Raw genomic sequence first — 26271 nt, forward strand, 5'->3', positions numbered from 1 at the left:
AAAAAACAAAATACTAACAACTGTTAGTATTTTGTGAAAAATCTTTGTCTATATAGGTTATTCCTTGATCACTTTTTTAGAAATAACATCTTTGTCTGTTTTTACTTCAATGATGTAAATTCCTTTTGTATAAGAAGATAAATTCACGGTTTCTTTCTCATCATTAATAGTACCGCTTTGTAATTTTTTACCAGTAAGGTCATATACATTGAAAGTGGATTTTTTAGGTGCTTTTAGAATGTTTGTGAAATCTTTCGTAATTGTAGGGGCAATGGCAAGATTGTTAAGAGGATTTGCCGCATCCTTAGTTCCTAATAATTCTGTAAATCCGGTTACTATAACAGAATAGTTTTGAGGAGCATTCCCTCCTGAATTATTTTTCAGTATGCCTTTATTGGTAATTTCTATTTTGTAAGTTCTTCCTGCAACCGGAGCATCAATTACTACCTGCTCCACATTATCTACAGTATTGTCTCCTTTGGTAGCAGGCGTCATAGGATTGTTGGCATCCAGTTTCCAAGGATAATAAACCGTATTGGTAGTAGTGTCTGTAATTTTTAGATCCAGATCATTAATCAGTTTGGAACTTCTGTTATTGTAAATATTATTCCACTGATTAGTAAAGTTGGTAAACTCAGGATCTACCCAGGATATGGTAACTTTTAATGGTTCTGAACCTGATGCTTTTACTGTTTTTACCTTGGCAACTCCGCTGTTTAATGTTTCGTCATTAAATATAATGCTGTTATTGGATTTCCCTACGAGAAGTTCAGCTCCTTTTTTTGCATCAATAAATCCCCAGCCAAATTGTGGATCAGGGCCTATGTTGCCTGCTTCTTTTGCTGAGTGTACCATTAATGTTTTTGCTGATGCCGCATTGAGTAAGTTTCCGGAAAACAGTTGTTTGTTAATCTGTGTCCAAAGTCCAACTATACCTGTTACTACAGGAGCAGAATAAGAAGTACCATCTCCTATATCTATTTTACTGCCTCCTGTGGCATTATTGTCTGTCCATGCACTGGCAACACTTGTTCCTACAGCGGTAATATCCGGTTTAATACCTCCGTCATCTCTTGGTCCCGCACTACTGTAAACGGAATGGATAACGTCTGAAGAATTAGTGTATCTTCCGTCATTAGTTGTAATTCTGTCTGCAGCCGCTACAACGATGATGTTTTTTCCAAGAGAACCAATCCCAATACAGTCATATCCCTGCGCACAGTTATTGGGAGGAAGCGTATCGGTAAGTGCGAATTCTACCAAATTACCATTATTATCTTTATAGTACTTTTTATAAGTACTTGTATCGGCACTAGGCCCTTCTCCAAATGAGTTTCCGGCAGATTTTACAATGATATAAGAAGGGTTGTTGTATACAATCTGATCATAATCACGGTCATTTGTATGATAGGTTCCCTGAGCGTCAAAAGATGTGTTTGGACTTGCAAAAGCCCCGTTCCATACCCATGAAGGTTCATTATTAATCAGTTGAGGATCCGCCCATCCCTGATTAGTTCCATAGGAGTGATTGGAAATGTTAGGTTGAGCCGTCGTGATTTTTTGAAAAACTGTTTTTTGGGTAGTTTCTCCGTCCAGTATAGACGTTCCAAAAGCGTATGCTTCTATCGTAGAATTAGGTGCAATTCCTTTGAAATTAACCTGTCTAGTTGTACCATTCGTAAACGTAACCGTGTATGGGTAATCTTTTGCTCCTATAAAGCTGGAAACAGCTGTTGCGTGATCACCATAGTTAACGGTACTGCTTTCTTTGTTGGTTATTCTATTAGGTAAATTGTTGAAAAAAACGTGACCGGCAAATACCCTTGCTACCCCAGATGAGGTGCTTCCGTCAAAAATAGTATACTTAATACCTTCTCCATTAAAAGATCCCGTTAAACCAGTAATATTTCCTCCCTGTAAAAAATCAGAATTGGAATTTTTAATCTGATCCATATCATGAGCCTGGAAAAAATAGGGTCTGTTATCAGGTAAAAAGCCTGCAAGATTAGTCCTTTGCAGTTCAATCTCTTTCAAAACTTCAGGAGTTCTGTTAGTGCCATATCGTTTAGATACGTAAACATCAAACTTTTCATTGTTCTCTGTTCTTTGTTGTTCAAATTTTCTGTTTAGCTCTTCATTATTTTGAGCATTCATCAGTGAAACGAACAAAAAACTGATTAATAGTAATTGTTTCTTCATTTTAGGTAACAGATTGTTAAAATTATCGTAAATCAAATTTATGCTAATATTTTAATAATTAGTGAGTTTGGATGAATAAGTCTAATTTTTTAAGCTAATTTTAATTTTTCACTTTAATTGTTAAAATAGTTTTTTTGAAAAAGTATTATTTTTTTAATATTATTGATTGTTTGTATGAATGTTATAAGGCAATAATTAGAAAAAAATGAAGTAACTTTACATTCTCTTTTTTATAAAAAAGTTAGAAAATTATATGTATTTAATTTTTGACACAGAAACAACAGGTTTACCAAAAAATTTCAACGCTCCGCTTTCAGACTCGGATAACTGGCCAAGAATGGTTCAGATTGCATGGCAGATACATGATGATGACGGAAAATTGATTGAAAACCAGGATTATATAATAAAACCTGAAGGGTATGATATTCCCTTCAACGCTGCCCGTATTCACGGAATTACAACGAAAATAGCCCATGAAGAAGGCCGTGACCTTGAAGAAATTTTAAAAGAATTTGCTGAAGCTTTAGATAGAGTAAGAGTAGTTTCCGGACACAATGTAGAATTCGATTACAATATTGTAGGAGCAGAATTTTACAGAAAGAATCTTAAAGATAATCTACAGGAAAAACCCAAAGCGGATACCATGATTTTGGGAACCGACTTCTGCCAGTTAGGTGGAGGAAGGGGAGGAAAATACAAATCTCCGAAACTTGAAGAACTTTATGAAAAACTTTACGGAAACAAGTTTGATGAAGCCCATAATGCTGCTGCCGACGTAAATGCAACGGCCAGAGCTTTCTTTGAAATGATAAGAATTGGAGTTGTTCCCGCAGAAACATTAAAGATTTCTGAAGATCAGCTGGCTTATTTCAAGAGCCTTTATCCGGATCCGATAAAACCCTTCAATATTGTTATCAGAAGGCAGGTTGCAGATTTTCACAATAAGAAAAAACAGCAGGATTTCGGAAGTGTTGATGAAATTGATCTGGGTAAATATTTCAATTTTGACAATCACAGTGTTTTCTCAACATTAATGGCGACCTCAAGCATTAATGATTTAATTAAAAAAGCTACGGATGATAATTTCCCTGCCGTTGGAATGGTGGATTTGGGGAATATGATGGGGGCCTTCAAATTTGTTTCAGCAATTGAAGGAGCAAACGGTGATCGTGCAAAAAAACATAAAGAATATTTAGCAAAAAAACAGGAAGCAGAGGAGAATGGAGAAGAATTTAATGAGGCTGAGCCCGTTTCAGAACCCTTAATTCCTGTTGTGGGCTGTGAATTTTATATTTCAGACCGTTACGAACAGAAACAGTTTACCAAAGATGATCCCGACAGAAGAACGCAGGTGGTTTTGTTGGCGAAAGATTTTGAAGGATATAAAAACTTAGCAAAACTTTCAAGTATTGGATTCTTAAAAGGATTTTATTTTGGAGTTCCAAGGATCAGCCGTGAATTGATTGCTGAATATAAAGAAGGTCTGATTGCTCTTACTTCTGGAATTCTGGGAGATATTCCCGATGCAATTTTAAATACCGGTGAACAAAAAGGGGAAGAACTTTTCAAATGGTGGAAAGATACTTTTGAAGATGATTTTTATGTTCAGATTCAAAATCATAAACTGCCTGAAGAAGAGCATTTAAATGATGTTTTACTACATTTTGCAGATAAATATAATGTTAAAATTTTAGCCCAGAACGAAACTTTTTATACCAATAAAGACGATTCTAATATTCAGGATATTGTAAGCTGTATCAAAGACGGAGAAAAACTGACAACTCCTGTCGGAAAAGGCTTCGGAAAAAGAAGGGGATTGGCTACGGGAGAATATTATATCAAAAATTCTGACGAAATAAAAGAAGCTTTTTTAGCGTATCCTGATGCTTTTGATGCGTATGAAGAGTTCACTGCAAAATTTAAACCTTATACCTTAAAAAGGGACGTTTTACTTCCAAAATTTGATATTCCTGAAGAATTTATTCATGCTGAAGATGATATTGATGGAGGAAAACGGGGTGAAATGGCGTATTTGACACATTTAACTTATGAGGGAGCGAAAAAAAGATATGTAGATACCGGAATCACGGACGAAATTAAAGAACGTTTGGATTTTGAACTGGAAGTAGTGGCCAATACGGGGTATCCTGGTTATTTCCTGATTGTACAGGATTTTTGTAATGAAGCAAGAAAAATGGGAGTTTGGGTTGGTCCTGGCCGTGGTTCTGCTGCAGGTTCTGCTGTGGCTTACTGTACCGGAATTACCAATGTGGATCCTATTAAATATGATCTCCTTTTTGAGAGATTCTTGAATCCGGAAAGGGTTTCCATGCCGGATATTGATATTGACTTCGATGATGAGGGACGTGATAAAATCATCAAATGGGTAGTTGAAAAATACGGGAAAAATCAGGTAGCACAGATTATTACATACTCTGTTTTGGGTGGGAAATCTGCAATTAAAGATGCGGGAAGGGTTTTGGATGTTCCGATTCCTGATACGAATAATATTGCAAAATTGATTCCGCCAAGCCCGGGGATGAATATTGCAAAAGCTTTATCTAAATATGATAAGCTTAAACCGGAAGAACAAATGCTTGTTGATGAAATGAGATATGTTCTGAATAGTCCCGATGATGCCCGCCATGATGTACTTGCGAGTGCGAAAAAAATGGAAGGATGTATCAGAAATACCGGTATTCATGCCTGTGGGGTGATTATTACTCCGGAAGATGTAAGTAACCTTGTACCGGTGACTATTGCTGCGAAAGATGCGGATATTCTGGTTTCGCAGTTTGATAACTCGGTGGCGGAAAGTGCAGGTCTTCTGAAGATGGACTTTCTGGGGCTTAGAACTTTGACGATCATTAAAGATGCATTAAAGCTTGTAAAGGCAAGATATGACATAGATATTGATCCGGATCTTATTCCGCTTGATGATGCGAAGACTTACCAATTATTTAAAGAAGGAAGAACAGTAGGGATTTTCCAGTATGAAAGTCCCGGAATGCAAAAATACATGAGGGAGCTTAAGCCAACGGTTTTTGCTGACCTTATTGCCATGAATGCTTTGTATCGTCCGGGGCCGATCAAATATATTCCAAACTTCATTAACAGAAAGCACGGAATTGAAGAGATCGTTTATGACTTACCGGAAACAGAAGAATATTTAAAAGAAACATACGGGATTACCGTTTATCAGGAGCAGGTAATGCTTTTGTCCCAGAAATTGGCCAATTTTACCAAAGGTGAAGCCGATACTTTGAGAAAAGCGATGGGTAAAAAGCAGATTGATGTTCTTAATAAAATGTACCCGAAATTCATTGAAGGTGGTAGAAAAAACAACCTGAATGAAGAAAGACTGGAGAAAATCTGGAATGACTGGAAAGCCTTTGCGGAATATGCCTTCAACAAATCTCACTCCACCTGCTATGCATTTATTGCTTACCAGACAGCTTATCTGAAGGCCAATTATCCGGCAGAATATATGGCGAGTGTAATGAGTAATAACATTAACAATACGGACTCAATTACCATGTTCATGGAGGATTGCAAAAGTATGGGAGTGGATGTATTAGGACCGGATGTGAATGAATCCCAATATAAGTTCTCTGTAAACGAAAAAGGACAGATCCGTTTCGGTCTGGGAGCAATTAAAGGGATTGGTGAAGGTCCGAGTGAAGGAATTACACGAGAAAGAGCGAATGGAAGATTCAAAAATATTTATGATTTCTTTGAAAGAATTCTGCCTTCGCAAATGAATAAAAGAGTAGCGGAAAGTTTGGTGCTTGCAGGAGCTTTCGATGAATTGGATTCGTTCCATAGAGGCCAGTATTTTGATATTGATATGGCTGGAAGAACCAATCTGGAAAGACTGATCAGATACGGACAAAGCTTCCAGGAAAGTAAAAATGAGATGGAACATTCTCTTTTTGCTGATTTTGCTGAAGAAGTTCAGATTGAGCAGCCGAAATTGGCACCCTGCCCGGAATGGCCAAACATGCATAAACTTAATAAAGAAAAAGAAACGATCGGATTCTATCTTTCTGCGCATCCTTTGGATGAATTTAAATACCAATATCAGTTTATGCAGGGACAGCTTTCTAAAAAGTCGGTATTGGAGAAAGATGAAGAAAAAGTGGTTATAGATGAAGCTCCTATTCTGGAAAAAGATTCTATTGATGAGGTGGCAGACCTTGTAGAAATTGTCTCTGATGACATCGTTGCCGGTGAAGAGGAAGAAATTATAGAAGAAGTTACAAAAAAAGCTGAACCGAAAGGAGTTTTTCATTTCTTGAATCTTGATGAAGTGGACGCTTATAAAGAGCAGGCTTTTGCGAATAAGCAGGAGGAACTTTTTGAAGAAAAGAAAAAAGACTGGAAAACCTTGCAAAAGGAAAGAGAAAACGGTGGTGGTGGAAAAGAATACACTGTTGCGGGTCTGATTACTGAATATGTAGTAAAAGACGGTTTCAGAAGCGGTGAAAAAGTAGCTTTTGTGACGCTGGAGGATTATTCGGGATCATATTCATTTAGGCTGGGGGACAGGGATTATATGAAACTGAAGGAAAAACTGGAAGTTCAGAGGTTTGTTATTTTTAAAATAAAATTTGCTCAGGTGAAGGATGGAAGGGTCTTCGTTAATGTAAATGATGTAATAGAACTTCAGGAAGCATTCGAGCGGTTTGCGAAGAGTATATCTTTGGTTATGGATGTTATGGATGTAAGAGCTGAAGATCTGGATTTTTTCAGAACGGTGCTTGATAGAAATAAGGGAAATCAGAAGCTTAAGTTTTTTATCAAAAATCTTGAAGATGACTCTCATATTGAAGTACAGTCTATGAAACATTCGGTAGATTTGAATGGAGATTTGATTAAAGAAATCCAGCTTCTTAATAAGTATGAGTTCTATCTGAACTAAAAAAAATATACAATAGTATAGAGAGTGACCAAAAGTCACTCTTTTTTTTGTTTGTGTATTGGGGATTATGATGAAAATTTTTAAATAGTTTTTTATGTTAAATAGAAAAATTTTCTACAGTCTATTTTAATGATATAGTATTTTAATAGTCTGATTAATAGTGTTTTAAGCTTTTTTCAACAAATTGCGAAATAAATATTTAAATTAAATAAACGTTTAATTTTATTTGATTTTTTTAATGTTATTAGCTATTTATTATTAAAATTTTATGATAATTTTTAATATTTAAAATAATAGTTATACATTTATCGCCCTAACTTTTATTATTACTATTTATGAAGAAATTATTACTATTAAGTCTATTTTTAATAGCTTCCATTACGAATGCCCAGATAATGCTGGGAAGCGGGACAACCCAGGGGGGGTATGTTCCTATTGATGTCAACTACGGATACAACTACACGCAGCAGATTTTTACCAAAAGTGAAATTAACGCCAACGCTGCGGGTAATATTACCGGAATGAAATTTTATTTACCCAATAATGCTGATATTACAAAATCAGTAGATTGGGTTGTATATGTAGGTCATACTACTAAAACTTCTTTTTCCAGTACTACAGACTGGATTCCTGTATCTGGTTTGTCTCAGGTGTTTTCCGGGACAGTAAGTGCTTCCGGAAGTGAAGTGACTGTAAACTTTACCACACCTTTTGCTTATAATAATACGGATAACCTTGTTGTTGCTGTGGATGAGAATACTACAGACTACACAGCAACGTCAAATAGATTCTACACTTTTACGGGGGCTTCCAATTCAACTTTGTATTATAGAAGTGATACAACAAACCCTGATCCAACTTCACCACCTACAGGAACAAGAACAGCAACAAAATCTGTTGCAAGTCTGCTAGGACTTACTCCGGGAATTCCCGCTTGTCCTGTTGTTTCTGCGCCTGCGGCTGCAGCAACAGGTGTTTCTGTATTGCCTACCATCAGCTGGGCTGTTGCAAGTTCTGCTTCATCATATAAGATCAGCATCGGAACAACGCCGGGAGCTACCAATGTGATGAACATGCAGGATGTAGGAAATGTGACTTCTTATACACTAACGAGTTCTTTGAGTTTTGACACTCAGTATTATTACACAGTATATGCTGCCAATTCTACAGGAGTTTCTCCTGCATGTACAGAAAGATCTTTCACTACAATGGCTACATTGGGATGTCCGTCTGTGAGTGCGCCTACAGCTGCTCAGGTTGGTTTACCTGTGTTAACTACTTTCTCATGGCCTGCAGTAAGCGGAGCGCTGGGATATAGATTAAGCATCGGAACATCTGCCGGTTCATCCAATGTTCTGAGTAATTTTGATATGGGGAACGTTACTGCTTATACCCTTACTTCAGCACAGCAGTTGAATCCTACAACGCAGTATTATTATACAATTACAGCTTATAATGGCGGTGTTGTGTCAACAGGCTGTACTGAAAGAAATTTCACTACGACTGTGGTGCCACCTGCAAATGATAATTGTTCAGGTGCTGTAAATTTAACAGTAAATCCTTCTTTGACTTGTACTGCTACAACTCCAGGTAATACATTGGGAGCTACAGAATCTATGGCTGCAGGCACTTGTAGCGGAACTCCAAATGATGATGTTTGGTATAAATTTACTGCAACAGCAGCAAGTCATGTTGTAGCGCTTTCTAATGTAACTTCTACAGGAACTACAACAGGTATTACGGATATGTATTTCCAGGTATTGTCAGGAAGCTGTGGTACTATGACAAGTATGCTGTGTTCTGATCCTGATACGAATATCGTTACCGGTCTTACTCCGGGTCAGACTTATTATATCAGAGTATATACTTACTCATCTACTGTTACTGCCAATGCAAGTTTCAATATCTGTGTAAGTACACCACCGCCACCGCCAGCTAATGATGACTGTGCGAACGCGGTTGCTATTACTATAAACCCTGATATGAGTTGTGCTAGTATTACAGCAGGAACAACATTGGGAGGAACAAGTTCAGGAGTTGCTCTTGGATCTTGCTCAGGAACAGCTGATGATGACGTTTGGTATAAATTTACTGCAACCTCAACAGGTCATACTTTCCAACTTAAAAATATAGTTTCTGTAGGAAACGCTTCTACAACGTCTTTATATGCTCAGGTATTTAGTGGTGCTTGTGGCGCTTTGGTAAGTACTACATGTATCAGCTCAAATACAAACTTTACAAACTTAACAGGTCTTACAGCAGGTCAGACTTATTATGTAAGAGTATATACTTATGATGCTAATTCAGGGGCAAGTTTTTATGCTAACTCCTTTGATATCTGTATGGGAACACTTCCTGCAGCTCCTGCTAATGATGAGTGTTCGGCTGCTGTTTCTTTATCTGTGAGTCCAACATTGACATGCGCTACACCGGTATCCGGAACAACTTTAAGTGCAACTAATTCAGGATTGGCAGTAAGTCCATGTACAGGAACAGCTGATGATGATGTTTGGTATAAATTTACAGCTACAGGTACTGATCATGTAGTATTGCTTTCAAACGTTACTGCCTCTGGAACTTCCACGTCTACAAGTGTATATACTCAGGTTTTCAGTGGAGCTTGTGGTACTTTGACAAGTATTAAATGTGGTACTGCAGTCAATACACCACTTACCGGTCTTACTCCAGGTCAGACTTATTATGTAAGAGTTTACAATTCTAATACGAATGGTAGTACACTATATGCTAATAACTTCAATATTTGTATTGGTACACCTCCGCCGCCACCTGCAAATGACGATTGTGCAAATGCTGCATCTCTTTCTGTGAGCGGTACAGATGCTTTTCTGAACCCTGTGAACGGTTCTACAGTGAGTGCTACTCAGAGTTCAGGAGTTACAGCACCTACATGTAGTGCATCCGGTATTAATGATGATGTTTGGTATTCATTTACTGCAACAGGTGCTACACACCTTGTACATGTTTTATATACTGATAATGCAACAAGTACACAGATCTATTCCGGAACATGTGGAGCTTTAACAGCTATGACTTGTTTCGATGGTGCTTACGGAAATTCAAGTGTATTATTACAAAACCTTGTAGTAGGGCAAACATATTATGTGAGAGTGTACTCTTCTACAAGTACTGCCACTACAACATCTAATTTCCAGATTGCTGTAACCACTCCTTCACCTGTAACTAATGATACTTGTGATACGGCTATTGCTCTGGCTTGTAATGGTACGGCTCAGGGTGTTAATGCTCTTGCTGGGGATGAAACACTTCCTTCTTCAACTTGTGGAAGTTCCGGAAGTACAGCATCTTATAAAGGTGTTTGGTATACCGTAACAGCTACTGAAAATGGTCCTATTACCATTGATGCATGTGGTACACAATATGACGCTTATTTAAGAGTATATACGGGGGCTTGTGGTTCGCTTACTTGTTTCAGCAACAGTTCAGGTGTAGGATATGCTGATGCTGGTTGTACAAACACTCTTTATAATGCTCCAACAGTAACATTTACAGGAGTTGCCGGGACTACTTATTATGTATTGCTTACAGGATATGCTTCAACCAGAATTGGTAATTATAGCATTTCTGTTACACAAGGATGTTCAGGGCTTGCAACAGCTGAAATTGAAAAGAAAAACAATGAAATTAAAGCTTACCCTAATCCATTTGTAGACGATCTGAATATTTCAGATGCTTCTAAAGTGAAATCAGCTTCTGTAGTTGATGTCGCGGGAAGAATTGTAAAAACTATAGACAATCCTTCTTCTACGCTTCATTTAGGTGAGCTGAAACAAGGAATGTATTTAGTAGTCTTGAATATGAAAGACGGATCTAAACAAACGATTAAAGCAATTAAAAGATAAAATTTATTAATCATATAATATGAAACGACAGCTAAAACAGCTGTCGTTTTTTTATTTTTAAACTTTAAAAAAGGGTATTTCAAATTATTGTAAATTCGTGGATGTATTAATAACCAAAAACTTATACATGAAGAAAATCTTATTTGTATGCTTACTGATGATAAGCATCGTATTAAGTGCTCAAATCAAACTGGGTGGAGGTAGTACGGCTACCGGGAGTACTCCGGTCAGTAATGCTTTTAGCTCCTATTCTCAGCAGATTTATACAAAACAAGAGATCAATGCTGATGCGGCAGGTAATATTACCGGACTTAAATTTTATGTAACACCTTCTGCTAACATGGGGTATGTCGCACAGTGGGATATCTATCTTGGACATACAACGAAAGCTACTTTTGTGGCAAATGATAACTGGCTTCCAACTGGGCTGATGATAAAGGTTTATTCAGGTACAGTTACTAATACAAATGGTGTGATAGATATCACTTTTACAACTCCGTTCCCGTATGACAATGCTCAGAACTTAGTAATTGGAGTTCATCAAAAGATGTTTAATGATATTCCTCCTAATCAGTTTTTTGTCTATAATACTACAGAAGGGGGTGGCGTTTTTACTGATTCTCCAGTTTATTCAGGTGATCCTTCAACGAGTCCAAATGGAACAGTTTTATCTTATAAGTCTGTGGTGAGTCTTAAAGGATTAGTGCCAAGTGTATTACCTGTATGTCCTGCGGTTTCTTATCCTCTTAATAATGCAATACTTGTCCCTGTTTCCCCGGCTATTACCTGGGGTGTATCACCAGGAGCAACAGGTTATAAGGTTTCTATAGGAACTACTCCGGGAGGAACGGATGTGGTTAATCAACAATCGGTAGCTACAACGAGTTTTACTCCATCATCTCCGTTATCAGTTTATACCACTTATTATCTTAATGTAAAAGCTGTTGGAGTAACAGGTGAATCTTCAGGTTGTGTTAACATCAAATTTACGACAGGAGTATTGCCACCATCTAATGATGAATGTACAAATGCTATAAATTTAACAGTTAATCCGAATATAGATTGTGTAAGTTTTACTTCCGGTACAACTTTGATGGCGTCTGTATCTAATCAGGGTCAAAATTCATGTATTACTTCTTATAGTCATAATGATGTATGGTATAAATTTACGGCTATAGCTTCTAAACATATGATTAAATTAAGTAACATAACCTCTGTAGGAGCAGTAAATAATGGGTCTCCATATTTTTCTGTTTTTAAGGGGAACTGTGGTAACTTAACAACTATTGCATGTAGTGATGAAGCTCAATATTATTCAATAGTAAATAATCTTACTCCAGGCGAAACTTATTATATAAAAGTGTTTACTCGTACTAATTATGGTTTTGCTCAAAATTTTGATATATGTGTAGTAACATTTCCGCCACCACCAGCCAATGACGAATGTGCAAATGCAATAGATTTACCTGTAAATCCTGATTTGAACTGTGTAAGTGTTACTCAGGGAACCACTGTATCTGCGACAGATTCAAGTTTATCACCTATTACTTGTTATAATAGTCCTAATTATGATGTCTGGTTTAAATTTACAGCAACAGGCAATAAACATGTTATTAAATTAAGCAATATTGTCTATAAAGTTCCGGTATTTTTTGCCCCTACTTTACGTTTTCAGGTTTATAAGGGGGATTGTAACAATTTAGTTAGTCTTTCTTGCTCTTATCTTAATGCTTTGGCTGTAGATAATCTTACAGCAGGAGATACTTATTATATAAGAGTCTACAGTAGCTTGGCACAACAAACCAGTGCTATGAATTTTGATATATGTGTAGGAACAGATATAACGCCGCCTCCACCAAATGATGAATGTATAAACGCAATTACTTTGCCTGTAAACCCTGATTTGAATTGTTCTGTCGTAACTGCTGGAAGTACTGTGGGAGCAACAGTATCGAACGTATCAGCTCCAATATGTGGGGATGTTACAAATCCAAGAGATGTATGGTTCAAATTTACAGCTACTGCGACAGGTCACTTGATTAGTTTGAAAGATTTGGTTTCTCTTGGGGTACAATCTGGTACTGAGACCTATTTTCAGGTTTTTAGTGGTGATTGTGGTAATCTTACAAGTATTAAATGTTCACATCTTATGGGTGGGGTTTCCGGACTTACAATAGGTCAAACTTATTATATAAGAGTATTTAATATCAGATACCCAAGTGAAGTGGTTGGATTTAATATATGTATTGGGACATTGCCACCAGTTCCGGTAAATGATAGTTGTTCAGGAGCTTTGGTTGCATCTGTATTTCCTTATAGCTATTCGCAAACAGATGCATTAGCAGCAACTAATAATAATGGATTTATTACAGCTTGCAGTCCGGCAATGAATGATGGTACGTGGTTTACATTTACAGGTGATGGTTCTACTCATAAAATTTTAGTATCACCTATAGGAAGTGGAAATCCTTGGGTAGGAGTTTATAAAGGAGGATGTGGAAGTTTAATTTGTGTTACTAAGGGTGGGTATTCAGCACCAATATCTTTTGATACTGTTCCGGGAACTGTATATTATGTAAATGTTGGGGATGGAAATGCTACTATTGATGCTCTAGAAACTCCTTTTACAATTACTATTTCCAGAGGGACTTTGGGGTTATCTGAGGTTTCAAAAGGCAGAGAAACTATTGAAGCATATCCAAATCCATTTACAGACGTTCTGCATATTTCAAAAGCAGATAAAGTGAAATCAGTTTCCATTCTGCATTCTTCAGGAAGGTTGATTAAAACCATTGAAAAACCTTCTTCTGAACTTCATTTGCGAGATCTTAAAGAAGGAACGTATTTAGTAGTCTTAAATATGAAAGACGGATCTAGACAAACAATTAAGGCAATTAAAAGATAAATAATCTCTTAAAGAAATAGGAAAAAGAGGCTCCTCAATTTGAGTGGCCTCTCTTTTTATAAGTGGAATTATCTTTTATAAAAGGAAAACTTTAATTCATTGTGATATAATTAAAAAAATATTTTTTTTATTGTTGATTTTCACTAGATTTGATTAACTAATACTGTTTTTTATATGAGAAATTTTTTACTTGTTGGTTTCTTAATGGCCGGCTTTTTATCCTCCGCACAGACTTACTGTACGCCAGCGTTTGCTAGTGGGTGTAGTGGAGGAGATGTGATAGACTCCTTTGCAATTCCGGGTGCCGGATTTGATCATCCTAATACAGGTTGTTCTACTGATGCATATGGGGATTATACTGCTATGACAATTAACCTTAGTGCAGGTTTGAGTTATGACTTTAGTGTTAAACATGATTACAGTGATCAGAATGTACGTATTTGGATAGATTTTAATAATGACGGAACTTTTGATGACACAGCTCCTGAGCTTGTAGCTTCTGCTAGCAGTACTCTTGTAGGAGCAAATAATATTACCTCAGGACTTATCGTAATTCCTTCTACCGTTACTCCGGGTACTTACAGAATGAGAATAGGAGACCGATTCTCCAGCGATCCTATTCCTTGTAATACAGATGGGTATGGAGAAGCCCATGATTATACAGTGGTAATTGGTGCGGTTCCAACTTGTTTTGCACCGTCTGCTTTAACGGTATCTGCAGTTACAGCAAATTCAGCTCAGGTTGCATGGACTGCTCCGGCTTCTGCTCCGGGAAGCGGATATGAATATTATTATTCAACCTCAAGTACATATCCTACGGCTGCTACCGTGGTTTCAGGAGCAGGAAGTGGATTAACTGCTAGCCTGTCATTACTTACACCAGCTACTACTTATCATGTATGGGCACGTTCCGTATGCAGTACTTCAAATAAAAGTGCATGGTCTCAGATGGCAACATTTATGACATCGTGTGTTTCTGTGGGAGTGCCGTATGCATTGGATTTTGAAAGTATAACTCCGCCTGATCTTCCGAATTGTACCTCTGTGGTGAACGATGGTTCAGGAAATATGTGGGAGACAGGAGATCTGGATGCTCAAGGATTTACAGGAAATGTTCTTCAGTATTCTTATGATTATGCCAATAGCGCTGATACCTGGTTTTTCACCAACGGAATTAATCTTACAGCAGGAGTTACCTACAGAATAAAATATAAATATGCAAATGCAGAAGGAACTGTATATGCTGAAAAATTAAAAGTTGCCTACGGAACTTCAGCTACGGGAGCAGGAATGACCAACACATTAGCTGATCACTCGAATATTGTTACCAGTACAGCAACAAGTACTTTTGTGAATTTTACACCAACTACTACAGGAGTTTATTATTTTGGATTTCAGGCCTACTCTGATGCTAATATGAACCAGTTATATGTGGATGATATTAATATTGATGTAGCGCCAGCTTGTAGTGAGCCTAACGCATTAGTTATGTCAAATATTACTGCCGCAGGAGCTACAGTTTCATGGACAGCAGCTACTCCTGTGCCGGCAAACGGATATGATATTTATTACAGCACAACCAATACGGCACCTACAGCGACAACTACCCCTAATTTTACAGGAGTTACAGCAACTACTTATAATATTCCAAGTTTAGCTGCTTCCACTGCTTATCATGTATGGGTAAGATCTGCGTGCAGTGCTACAAGTAAAAGTATATGGAGTGATCCAGCTACATTTACGACGTTGTGTTCAAGTGCGAACCTTCCTTATACTGTAGATTTTGAAAATATTACCGTTCCAGAGCTTCCGGGCTGTACAATGAACGTTAACACGGGTGCTGGTAATAATTGGGAAACTGCAGATCCGCCTTCTGATAGCCAAGGATTTACTACCAATGTGTTAAGATATCATTACAATTCTTCCAATACTGCTAATGCATGGTTCTTTACCCAGGGATTGAGCCTTACAGCAGGAGTACAGTATACAATTAGCTATAAATATGGAAATAATTCATCTACTTATGTTGAAAAACTAAAAGTAGCTTTTGGAACTTCACCAGTTGAATCTGCAATGACGGGCGCTATAGCAGATTATTCATCAATCAATGATGAAATGGCTCATACAGAGTCTATAACGTTTACGGTTCCAACAACAGGAGTGTATTACTTTGGATTTAATGCCTATTCAGATGCAGACCAGTTTAACCTGTATGTAGATGATATAAGCATTAATAATGCAAATCTGGCAACCTCTGAAGTTTCTGCCGCGAAAAACAGTATCAAAGTATATCCTAATCCATTTACGGATGTATTGAACATTTCTGATGTGAAAAACGTGAAAAATGTATCAGTAACAGACGTTACGGGAAGATTAGTGAAAACTATTACAAACCCTGAATCTACGATACACTTAAGAGATTTAATGCAGGGTGTTTACTTGGTAACTTTAGAAATGAAAGACGGATCTAAACAAACCATCAAAGCCATTAAAAAGTAATTTATCATTTAAATAAAAAGAAGAGACGGGTCATATTTGATCCGTCTTTTTATTGAGATTAAAGATTGATGTGAAAAACATTTATGAAAAAAGATGAACGAAATATTTCGTTCATCTTTTATTTTATCCTATTCTTATTCTTGATTATAAATTATTACCCATTACTCATTATTTATTGGGTACCGGCTGTATTTCTCCCTTATTCATAAGGTCAAAAACAGTAGGGAAGAACATTACTAATATAAAATAAATGATGATCATCAGCACAATCAGTGCAAAAAGAATAATCACTAGGCTATTGGGTCTGTTTTTCTTTTTCGGTTCCATGATTTTGTGGTATTTAGTGAATAAATTTTACTTATACCAAATATCAAGCTAATTTCTTGCCACATTTCTTGCAATACCTAGCATCATCATCAATATCTTCATTGCCGCAACGTTCACAGATCAGTTCCAGGTTTTGTCTCTTGTTTCTCATTTCTGCCGTTACAATACCGGTAGGAACAGCAATAATGGAATAACCGGCCAGCATCAGAACAACCGCAAAAAACTTTCCTAAAGGTGTAATAGGAGATACATCACCATATCCTACAGTAGTTACAGTAACAACGGCCCAGTAGATAGATTGCGGTATGGTTTCAAATCCCTGTCGTCCACCTTCCACCATAAACATCAGTGATCCTACAATAACGGAAAATATAATCAGGAACAGAAGGAAAATGTAAATCTTTCTAGAGCTGTTTTTCAAAGCCCGTACAATAAGATAGCCGTCATTCATAAAATCCAGCAAATTGAAAATCCTGAAGATTCTCAACATTCTCAGCATTCTGAAAATCAGAAAATATTTAGTGATAGGAAAGAAAAAGCTGAGGAAAAAAGGAACCAGCGCGAGAAAATCTATTACTCCGAAAAAACTGAAAATATAGCTTCGCTTATTCTTTACGACAGCAATACGCATAGAATATTCAAGAGTGAAGAAAATCGAAATCACCCACTCCAGAATCAGGAAGGTATAATGAAACCTTTTATCAAGCTTAGGTACACTTTCCATCATAATAATGGCAGTACTTGCAAGAATTAAAGATAATAAGATGATATCGAACAGTTTTCCGAGTCTGGTATCGGAACGATAAATTATCCGGTAAAGGAATCTTTTCCAAAGATTGTCTTCAGGAACAAGATTATGTTCTCTTTCCATTTATATAGGTTATTTCACAGCGAAGTTAATAATTTCTAAAGAGTATAGAGTAAAGATATGATTGTTAAAAGAATCCTGCAAATGTTAAAATTATTTTCATCATCAAAAAGTGAATTATTAACAGTTAATTTAATGATTTTCAACACATTATAATAAACAAAATACGAATAAAAAATGACATATAAAAATTTATTTTTTAACATAATATTAATTCAAGTTTGTAATTTTATTCAACAAAAGCTTTATATCATGAGAAAAATTTTAACCTTGTTTATTCTGTCTTTCATAAGCAGTTTTGTACATGCTCAGGTTGGGATTAATACTTCAACACCCAATGGTGCTGCAGTACTGGATATAGTCTCCAACCAGAAAGGGATTCTCATTCCTCGTCTTACAGATACTGACCGGGACACAAACCTGGCTGATAATGACGCTTCCACAGTACCTCCTGCAGGGGTTGTGAATGCTAACCTTACTGCAGGAACACTTATTTTTAATACGACAACGAATAACTTCCAGTATTGGGATGGTACCCTCTGGAGACAGCTTTTTGTTCCCACATCTTCTCAGGCTGGTAACGACGGAGTCGTTAAAATCAATTCTGGAAACGCAAATGTAAAACCTTCATTCAGTTTAAGTGCAGCAGGAAGCGGGTATGGGGCAAGGCAACAAGTGCTTTATGCCACACCGTTGATCTTTGCAGCAAGTCCTACTACAAGCTGGCCGGAAACCACTGTTCCATTTCCGGGAGTTACCTCAAACATCTATATTTCAGCTACTGGTAAATGGAGAGAAAATGAAATTAACGGACAAGTCCATGTCTGGAGAGCTATCGCTACTATTACTCCCGGATCTAACTCTTCAGGATCTGTAAAGGCTACTTTTAAAAATCCTGACTCCGGTTTTGAAATTAACTCGATCCAGTTATTACCAAGCGGTTCAAGCGGAACAGGTAACATTCTTACCTTCTATTTCTATACTATTGCCGATCCTGCGAGTCTTGATCCGGGAAAAGGTTATCAGCTCTTTATGGAAGCCGATATAAACTGTAGTGTGGTAGTGGAGTCCTTTACAAGAGTATCGCTTTTCAAAGATTAACAGTCTATTTATTTTTTTATATCAAATTCAAACCGGCCGATGAAAGCCGGTTTTTTTATTGTAGCAGAAATATTCTTTGGATCTTTAGTAAAATTAATATCTTCGCTGTAACCGTAAAATATAAATTAATGAAGCTAAAAACTGTAATTGCAAAGATTGAAGAGGAAATAAGTATCAGACAGGCAGAAGATTTTGATAATGTAGGCCTGTTGTGTGGTGTTTATGATCGTGATGTATCTGGGATTCTGGTTTGTCATGATGCTCTGGAAAATGTTGTAGATGAAGCTGTTGAAAGAAACTGCAATTTGATTGTATGCTTCCATCCGATTATATTTTCCGGACTCAAATCTCTAACGGGGAAAAACTATGTAGAAAGAGCAGTCTTAAAGGCTATTGAAAATAAAGTAGCAATCTATGCCATTCATACAGCATTTGATAATGATTTCTTTGGAGTTAATTATGGAATTTGCAGACAGTTGGGATTAAAGAATATGAAAATCCTTCAGCCGAAAGAGAATAATTTAAAACAACTGACGGTTTTTGTTCCGAAAGAGTATTCCGAAAAAGTAAAAGAAGCCATGTTTTCAGCGGGAGCGGGAAATATCGGTTTCTATGACGAATGCAGTTTTACGGTGAATGGTAACGGAACATTCAGACCGGTGGAAGGTTCAAATCCGTTCTCAGGACAGCAGAATGTTCGTGAAAACGCAGATGAAGATATGATCTCTGTGATTTTTGAAGGCTTTAAACAAGGTCAGATTGTGGGAGCAATGAAAGCCGCACATCCTTACGAAGAAGTGGCTCATCAGATATACAGCCTTGATAATAAAAACCAACATACCGGACTGGGAATGTACGGTGACCTGGAAGAGGAAATGGATGAAAAAGATTTCCTGAAGTTTGTAAAAGAAAAGTTTGGTCTTGAAGTGATAAAACATTCTTCTTTCAACAATAAAAAAATCAAAAGAGTAGGGGTTCTGGGTGGTTCCGGAGCAAGTGGGATAAGATCTGCAGCTTCCAGAAAATGTGATGCTTATCTTACCGGAGATCTTAAATATCACGACTATTTCTTAGCAGAGTCTAAAATGCTGATTTGTGATATTGGGCATTATGAATCAGAACAATTTGTTACTCAACAATTATTTGAAATTTTTTCACAAAAATTTAGTACATTTGCAATTTCAAAATCTATTGAAAAAACAAACCCAGTAAATTATTTCATTTAAATATGGCAAAAACCAACGATATTTCAGTTGAAGAAAAATTAAGAGCTTTATACGATTTACAGATCATTGATTCAAGATTGGATGAAATCCGAAATACTAGAGGAGAATTGCCAATTGAAGTTGAAGATCTTGAAATCGAGATTGAAGGTCTTGAAAAAAGAGCTGAAAAATTTCATGCTGATATCAAAGATCAGGACGATCAGATCAAAACAAAGCATGAAGTTATTAACCATGCTAAAACTTTAATTGAGAAGTACAAATCTCAGCAGGATAATGTAAGAAACAATAAAGAGTTTGAAGCATTAGGAAAAGAAATGGAATTCCAGGATCTGGAAATTCAGCTTGCTGAAAAAAGAATTAAAGAATTCGGAGCTAAAATTGCTCATAAAAACGAAACTTTAAGTGAACTGAATACGAAGATCGACGATTTGAAAAGCCACTTGAAATTCAAGAAAGAAGAATTAGAAGGTCTTATCTCTGAAACTCAGAAAGAAGAAGAGTATCTTTTAGAGCAATCTAAAGAATTTGCAGGTAAAATTGATGAGAGATTATTAGCTTCTTACAACAGAATCAGAACAAACTCTATCAATGGTCTTGCAGTAGTAGGATTAGAAAGAGGGGCTCCAAAAGGATCTTTCTTTACAATCCCGCCTCAAAAGCAAATGGAAATTGCTCAGAGAAAGAAAATTATTATTGATGAGCATTCAGGGAAAATCCTTGTTGATGACGAATTGGTAATGGAAGAAAACGAAAGAATGAAATCTGTAATTAAATTCTAATTATTTGATTTTTAAATTATACAAAAGCTGTTTCAGAAATGAAACAGCTTTTTTGTGTGTTTATTTTCATAAAGCCCGTTTAGTTGCGGCGTCTTTGTTATTCCGTAGGAATCTATATGATGTTAAAAGAATGTGTAGAGATTCCTACGGAATGACAAAGGTTGTGCTGTAATTCGATTAAAAAACTCAATGACGGACAATCAATAGAATGGGCTTTAGCCTGTTTAATCAAAAACAAACCTTCCTTATTGGCTTTAGTCAAAACATAAAAAAAACCGCCTCAAAATGAAGCGGCTGATATTATTTTAATCCTGATGATCATACATCTTATTATACAAAGCTATAAACTTCTCTTTTACCGCTTTTCTTTTCAGTTTTAAAGTTGGAGTAAGCAATCCACTTTCAATACTCCATATTTCAGGAGTAAGTTCAATCTTTTTGATTTTCTCCCAGTTTCCAAGGTGTTCGTTGATTCCTTCAATTTCCTTTTCAATTCTTTGCTTCAGCTCAGGACTTTTTGCAATCTCTTCCGGGGTAGAGCCTACATTCAGATTGTTTCTCATAGCCCAGCTTTTTGCAAATTCAAAATCAGGCTGCACCAAAGCACATGGCATTTTTTCACCATCACCTACCACCATGATCTGCTCTATGAATTTAGAAGCTTTTGCTAAATTTTCAATAGTCTGAGGGGCAATATATTTTCCGCCGGATGTTTTGAACATTTCTTTCTTACGGTCAGTAATCTGTAAAAAACCGTCACTGTCAATATGCCCGATATCTCCCGTCTTGAAAAAACCATCTTCTGTAAAAGCTTCTTTAGTCATTTCTTCATTTTGGAAATACCCTTTGAAAACTGATGGTCCTTTTACGGTAATTTCGCCATCTTCCTGGATCTTTACTTTTAAATTATCCAACGGAATACCTACCGTTCCCACTTTCATTTTCTCAAAACTGTTTACAGAAATTACCGGAGAAGTCTCTGTTAAACCATAACCTTCCAAAATAGGAATTCCCGCATTCTGGAACATTAAGTTAAGTCTTGTAGACAAAGCTGCAGATCCTGAAACCAATGTCACGATTTCACCACCTAAACCTTCTCTCCATTTAGAAAATACAAGTTTATCAGCAATAATTTCCTGAAGTCCGGATGGTTTTGAGATCACTTTCTTTTTACTGATCAGATTCAAAGCCCAGAAGAATATTTTTGATTTCAATCCTCCGGCAGAAGATCCCGTATTGTAAATCTTATCATATACTTTTTCTACCAGTCTTGGTACTACAGTCATATAATGAGGCTTCACTTCTTTTACGTTTTCACCCATTTTCTCGATGCTTTCAGCAAAATAAAGAGAAAAACCGTTATATTGATAAAGATAGAACAGCATTCTTTCAAAGATATGGCAGATAGGCAGGAAGCTTAATGCCCTTGTTTCCTTATAGTCTAAGCTCTTTCTCTTTGGAATCCTTGGAATAGCACCCAATACGTTTGAAACAATATTGTTGTGCGTAAGCATTACTCCTTTAGGTCTCCCGGTAGTTCCGGAAGTATAAATAATAGTCGCCAGATCCTCTGTATTGATCGCATTGGAAAGATCATCTACTTCAATTTGTGTAGACTCATCTTTACCCAGATCAAGGATTTCTCTCCAGTTGGCAGCACCGCTGATGTTATCAAAAGTGAATATTCCCTGTAGACTTGGAATATTATGTTTTACCTTCATTACCTTAGTCAACAGCTCTTTATCAGAAACAAAACAGTACTGAATTTCGGCATTGTTGAAGATAAATTCGTAATCTTCGGGGGAAATACTTGGATAAACAGGTACAGAAACTACTCCGATCTGAGAAAGTCCAAAGTCCATAATAGCCCATTCAGTACGGGAATTGGTAGTAATCAAAGCGATCTTATCACCCGGTTTTATGCCCAGCTTCAGTAACCCTCTGGATATCTTATTTCCCTCATTAATAAACTCCTGAGTAGAAGTTTTTTTCCACTCACCCTGATACTTCGTTACAAACATATCCGTTTTAGGATATTTTTCTAAAGCGTAGTGCGGAATATCGAATAATCTCTTGATCGTCATGATTTTTTAAATAAATTATAAAGAAATTTAAATATAAGCATTTTTTTTAATTGAAAACGTATGAATGTAATAATTAGGAATTAGTTAAATGCTTGCCATAATATATTGAATTAAAAGGGGGGCAGGAAGCCTTTAAAGGGTGATTACAGTAGCTTACTACAGATCTTGTATACCTTAGCTTCTTCTTTTTATTTTTCTTCCTGAATCGTACGCTATTCCCAATTGGGAAACCGGGATGTCATTTATCTGCATTTTGAATCTTATAACCTCTTTCAACTCCCTTTTTTTATGCGTTTTTCCTGCTTTTAATTTATTTTTTCAGATTTGCTTAAAAAGTGTAAATTTACGGCTATCTAATTATTTTTTTTATGGACTTTAATTTATCGGAAGAACAGCTGATGATTCAGCAGGCAGCAAGAGATTTTGCACAAAACGAACTATTACCTGGAGTGATTGAAAGAGACCGTGACCAGAAATTCCCTGCAGAACAGGTGAAAAAAATGGGAGAAATGGGCCTTTTAGGAATGATGGTAGATCCACAATACGGAGGAGCAGGTATGGACAGCGTTTCTTACGTGCTGGCAATGGAGGAGATTGCAAAAGTGGATGCGTCTGCAGCTGTTGTGATGTCTGTAAACAACTCATTAGTTTGTGCCGGTCTTGAAAAATTTGCTTCGGAAGAACAGAAAGTAAAATATCTTACTCCACTGGCTAGCGGGCAGGTAATCGGAGCTTTTGCATTATCTGAGCCTGAAGCGGGTTCTGATGCAACTTCTCAGAAAACAACTGCTGAAGACAAAGGAGATTATTATCTTTTAAACGGGATCAAAAACTGGATCACCAATGGTGGGACAGCTACTTATTATATCGTCATTGCACAGACAGATCCTGAGAAAAAACACAAAGGGATCAATGCTTTCATCGTAGAAAGAGGATGGGAAGGTTTTGAAATCGGGCTAAAAGAAGACAAATTGGGAATCAGAGGAAGTGATACTCACTCTTTGATCTTTAACAATGTAAAAGTTCCAAAAGAAAACAGAATTGGTGCTGACGGATTCGGGTTCAACTTTGCTATGGCTGTGTTGAACGGAGGAAGAATTGGTATTGCTTCTCAGGCTTTAGGTATTGCTTCAGGAGCTTACGAGCTGGCTTTGAAATATGCTAAAACAAGAAAAGCTTTCAAAACTGAAATCATCAACCACCAGGCAATTGCATTCAAATTAGCTGATATGGCTACTCAGATCACAGCAGCAAGAATGCTGTGTTTCAAAGCAGCATGTGAAAAAGATGCAGGAAAAGATATCTCTGAAAGTGGAGCTATGGCAAAATTATACTCTTCTCAGGTAGCAATGGATACTACTATTGAAGCAGTACAGATCCACGGTGGATATGGATATGTGAAAGAATACCACGTAGAAAGATTAATGAGAGATGCGAAAATCACTCAGATCTACGAAGGAACTTCTGAAATTCAGAAAATCGTGATCTCAAGAAGCATCGCAAAATAATATTTTATCAAACACACTACTTATGAAAAAATCTTTGTGGATCATCCTCGGTGTTGTACTGCTGTTACTGGGCGTATTTGTCTGGTATAAGTACTATTTTGTTTTCGGAGAAGGAGTAAAATCCGGATACCTGAACTATGCCATGAAAAAAGGTTATATCTTCAAAACCTATGAAGGTAAACTGATTCAGGAAGGTTTCGGGAGAGGAAAAACAGGAACAATTACAAGCTATGAGTTTGAGTTTTCTGTAGATGATCCTGAGATTTTCAAACAATTGGAAACCAACAGCGGTAAAACCTTTGATCTGCATTACAAAGAATACAACGGCGCTCTTCCGTGGAGAGGAAATACAAAGTTTGTCGTAGACAAAGTAGTGAATATGAAATAAAACAAATAAGGCTCTCAATTGAGGGCCTTATTTTACACCAAATCACAAAATATTAATATATGAAATAAAAATTTCCGGTTTTGTGGTGAATCCTGTACAATACAAAGATTCATTATTTTATCTACACTTAAAGTTAAGAGGAATTTTCCTAATAAACAAGCTGTTTTTATTAATGTTATAAAATTAAGCATAAGAATTAATCTTACCCTCTAAACCTCATTAAAAAAACATTAAAAAATCCACCACAAAGATGGATTTAAAATTTAATGAGAATCGTTATTAGGAACGTTTTTATTCTTCTTTTTATAAAAGTAATATCCAATGCCTGCAATAAGGAATAAAGGCCACAACGGAAGAATAAACAGGAAAATAGAAGTGATCACCTCCCAGCCTGATTCAATGGCTGCCAGTGATTTTCCACCAAAAGTTTTAGGTTCTTTTTCTGTTTGAGCCTTATCGCTGATACTTACATTGATCGTACAGATGGTATTGTCTGCGTAATTACTCCCTGAAACCTGAATGTCTTTAGTATCAATATCTCCAACATTACTGTTGATAGCATCCATTAAACCATCAAAATGCTGGATCGGAACTTTGATATCAAGGCTGTATATTTTCTGATTTTCTCCATAAGGGCTGGCAGATTCCTCATAAGAAAGATTTTCACTTTTAATGTAGCCGTTATTTTTATGGGCTTCTTCTCTAATGATTTCCTTTACTGTTTCAGCATTATCTGCTTTTATAGTAAGATATCCTGATTTTACCATTTTATCTTTCGGCATATTCAGTTCATAGCTGTCATTTTTAGGCTTTTCCTTATAAATGATTTTAGTTTCTTTAATAACCTTTGGAGCCGGAGTTTTTACTGCAATTTTTTCAGATTTTTTTTCTGCAGAATCTTTTTTCTCTATTTTGGATTCTAGTTTTGTAGCGGCAATTTTCTCAGATAAAGAATCTACCATTTTTGAGGTGTTCTCTATTTTTTGCTGGATGTCATTTTTAGTATTTTCAAAATCTTTTATTTTAATATTGGCAGAATCCATTACCTGATTGGCAGTTTTACTTGCATTGTCAATGGTTTCTGTAGCTACTGTAGCTGCGCTGTCTGCTGAATGAATTGCTTCGTGAAGGCTGTCTTGAGCAGTTTCTCCCTTTTTACACATAATGAAAGTGCTGGATATAGCAACGAGTAATATGAACTTTTTCATAACATTAATTTTTTTGATGAAGTAAAATTAGGAGTGAAGTTCTTGTAAAGATTGTAAATAGACTGTATTGTGCTGGTAAAATACTAACTGTTGTATTTTCAGTGTTTTGTATTTGTTTTACAAAAGATTTACAAAACGTTTCTGAGTTTTAAGGGTATAAGAACTGGAGATATACTCTCTAAAGAAGTATTTAATAATACAACTTTATTACTTATGAGTTGGATTCCTACGGAATGACAAAGTGTATGGATAAATTTAGCACTCTGTTTGTCATTCCGTAGGAATCTGGATGTATTAAAATAATAAACCCCATGCCTTTATAAAAATGATCATATAGCTAAGAAAAAAAATCCGTAGAAATTTTCTACGGATCTATA

At 36.4% G+C, this 26271-nt stretch carries 14 protein-coding genes; 9 read left to right on the top strand and 5 right to left on the bottom strand.

The genetic code is table 11. The annotated features are described in order from the left end of the window. Positions 1-57: 57 nt before the first annotated feature. On the bottom strand, positions 58-2199 hold the full coding sequence (locus FW780_RS16265; RefSeq protein WP_149834713.1) for a S8 family peptidase: 2142 nt from the start codon (positions 2197-2199) through the stop codon (positions 58-60). Between the two features lie 253 nt (positions 2200-2452). Between FW780_RS16265 and dnaE the strand changes: the two genes are divergently transcribed. The 4 genes from dnaE (at position 2453) to FW780_RS16285 (ending at position 16405) form a co-directional block, all read left to right on the top strand. Further along, positions 2453-7120, top strand: a complete 4668-nt coding sequence (gene dnaE, locus FW780_RS16270) for a DNA polymerase III subunit alpha (RefSeq protein WP_149834716.1) — start codon at positions 2453-2455, stop codon at positions 7118-7120. Positions 7121-7455: 335 nt separating this feature from the next. Beyond that, positions 7456-11001: a T9SS type A sorting domain-containing protein gene (locus FW780_RS16275; protein WP_149834719.1), complete on the top strand. Its 3546-nt coding sequence runs from the start codon at positions 7456-7458 to the stop codon at positions 10999-11001. 127 nt (positions 11002-11128) lie between these two features. After that, positions 11129-13906: a T9SS type A sorting domain-containing protein gene (locus FW780_RS16280; RefSeq protein WP_149834722.1), complete on the top strand. Its 2778-nt coding sequence runs from the start codon at positions 11129-11131 to the stop codon at positions 13904-13906. Positions 13907-14080: 174 nt separating this feature from the next. Further along, positions 14081-16405, top strand: coding sequence for a GEVED domain-containing protein (locus tag FW780_RS16285; protein ID WP_149834725.1), 2325 nt, complete (start codon positions 14081-14083; stop codon positions 16403-16405). A 168-nt stretch (positions 16406-16573) separates the two neighbouring features. On the opposite strand, the gene FW780_RS22475 is transcribed toward FW780_RS16285, so the two are convergent. Both FW780_RS22475 and FW780_RS16290 read right to left on the bottom strand, forming a co-directional pair. Then, positions 16574-16732 carry a hypothetical protein gene (locus FW780_RS22475; RefSeq protein ID WP_156121462.1) on the bottom strand — a complete coding sequence of 53 codons (159 nt, stop codon included), beginning with the start codon at positions 16730-16732 and terminating at the stop codon, positions 16574-16576. 43 nt (positions 16733-16775) lie between these two features. Continuing rightward, positions 16776-17603 (bottom strand): ion transporter, encoded by an 828-nt coding sequence (locus FW780_RS16290; RefSeq protein WP_149834728.1) that lies wholly within the window; start codon positions 17601-17603, stop codon positions 16776-16778. A gap of 249 nt (positions 17604-17852) precedes the next feature. On the opposite strand from FW780_RS16290, the gene FW780_RS16295 reads away from it, so the two are divergent. From FW780_RS16295 to FW780_RS16305, 3 genes are all read left to right on the top strand, one after another. After that, positions 17853-18701: a hypothetical protein gene (locus FW780_RS16295; protein ID WP_241676925.1), complete on the top strand. Its 849-nt coding sequence runs from the start codon at positions 17853-17855 to the stop codon at positions 18699-18701. A 128-nt stretch (positions 18702-18829) separates the two neighbouring features. Continuing rightward, positions 18830-19927 (top strand): Nif3-like dinuclear metal center hexameric protein, encoded by a 1098-nt coding sequence (locus FW780_RS16300; protein WP_149834734.1) that lies wholly within the window; start codon positions 18830-18832, stop codon positions 19925-19927. A 2-nt stretch (positions 19928-19929) separates the two neighbouring features. Continuing rightward, on the top strand, positions 19930-20706 hold the full coding sequence (locus FW780_RS16305; RefSeq protein WP_149834737.1) for a zinc ribbon domain-containing protein: 777 nt from the start codon (positions 19930-19932) through the stop codon (positions 20704-20706). A gap of 305 nt (positions 20707-21011) precedes the next feature. Here FW780_RS16305 and FW780_RS16310 read toward each other — a convergent pair whose 3' ends face one another. Beyond that, positions 21012-22790 carry an AMP-dependent synthetase/ligase gene (locus FW780_RS16310; RefSeq protein ID WP_149834739.1) on the bottom strand — a complete coding sequence of 593 codons (1779 nt, stop codon included), beginning with the start codon at positions 22788-22790 and terminating at the stop codon, positions 21012-21014. A 368-nt stretch (positions 22791-23158) separates the two neighbouring features. On the opposite strand from FW780_RS16310, the gene FW780_RS16315 reads away from it, so the two are divergent. Together FW780_RS16315 and FW780_RS16320 are read left to right on the top strand one after the other, a co-directional pair. Continuing rightward, positions 23159-24298, top strand: a complete 1140-nt coding sequence (locus FW780_RS16315) for an acyl-CoA dehydrogenase family protein (protein ID WP_047377008.1) — start codon at positions 23159-23161, stop codon at positions 24296-24298. 22 nt (positions 24299-24320) lie between these two features. Beyond that, positions 24321-24686 (top strand): hypothetical protein, encoded by a 366-nt coding sequence (locus FW780_RS16320; RefSeq protein WP_047377007.1) that lies wholly within the window; start codon positions 24321-24323, stop codon positions 24684-24686. A 263-nt stretch (positions 24687-24949) separates the two neighbouring features. Here FW780_RS16320 and FW780_RS16325 read toward each other — a convergent pair whose 3' ends face one another. Further along, entirely contained in the window at positions 24950-25894 is a 945-nt protein-coding gene (locus FW780_RS16325) for a DUF4349 domain-containing protein (protein WP_149834742.1), read from the bottom strand. Positions 25895-26271: the final 377 nt, after the last annotated feature.

Source organism: Chryseobacterium sediminis (assembly GCF_008386505.1).
Taxonomy (GTDB): Bacteria; Bacteroidota; Bacteroidia; order Flavobacteriales; family Weeksellaceae; genus Chryseobacterium; species Chryseobacterium sediminis.

Excerpts from the sequence above, each read along its gene's own strand:
- FW780_RS16305 (WP_149834737.1), top strand. The coding sequence starts at position 19,930 with ATGGCAAAAACCAACGATATTTCAGTTGAAGAAAAATTAAGAGCTTTA.
- FW780_RS22475 (WP_156121462.1), bottom strand. The coding sequence starts at position 16,732 with ATGGAACCGAAAAAGAAAAACAGACCCAATAGCCTAGTGATTATTCTT.
- FW780_RS16315 (WP_047377008.1), top strand. The coding sequence starts at position 23,159 with ATGGACTTTAATTTATCGGAAGAACAGCTGATGATTCAGCAGGCAGCA.
- FW780_RS16290 (WP_149834728.1), bottom strand. The coding sequence starts at position 17,603 with ATGGAAAGAGAACATAATCTTGTTCCTGAAGACAATCTTTGGAAAAGA.
- FW780_RS16265 (WP_149834713.1), bottom strand. The coding sequence starts at position 2,199 with ATGAAGAAACAATTACTATTAATCAGTTTTTTGTTCGTTTCACTGATG.
- FW780_RS16310 (WP_149834739.1), bottom strand. The coding sequence starts at position 22,790 with ATGACGATCAAGAGATTATTCGATATTCCGCACTACGCTTTAGAAAAA.
- FW780_RS16280 (WP_149834722.1), top strand. The coding sequence starts at position 11,129 with ATGAAGAAAATCTTATTTGTATGCTTACTGATGATAAGCATCGTATTA.
- FW780_RS16300 (WP_149834734.1), top strand. The coding sequence starts at position 18,830 with ATGAAGCTAAAAACTGTAATTGCAAAGATTGAAGAGGAAATAAGTATC.
- dnaE (WP_149834716.1), top strand. The coding sequence starts at position 2,453 with ATGTATTTAATTTTTGACACAGAAACAACAGGTTTACCAAAAAATTTC.
- FW780_RS16325 (WP_149834742.1), bottom strand. The coding sequence starts at position 25,894 with ATGAAAAAGTTCATATTACTCGTTGCTATATCCAGCACTTTCATTATG.
- FW780_RS16275 (WP_149834719.1), top strand. The coding sequence starts at position 7,456 with ATGAAGAAATTATTACTATTAAGTCTATTTTTAATAGCTTCCATTACG.
- FW780_RS16285 (WP_149834725.1), top strand. The coding sequence starts at position 14,081 with ATGAGAAATTTTTTACTTGTTGGTTTCTTAATGGCCGGCTTTTTATCC.
- FW780_RS16320 (WP_047377007.1), top strand. The coding sequence starts at position 24,321 with ATGAAAAAATCTTTGTGGATCATCCTCGGTGTTGTACTGCTGTTACTG.
- FW780_RS16295 (WP_241676925.1), top strand. The coding sequence starts at position 17,853 with ATGAGAAAAATTTTAACCTTGTTTATTCTGTCTTTCATAAGCAGTTTT.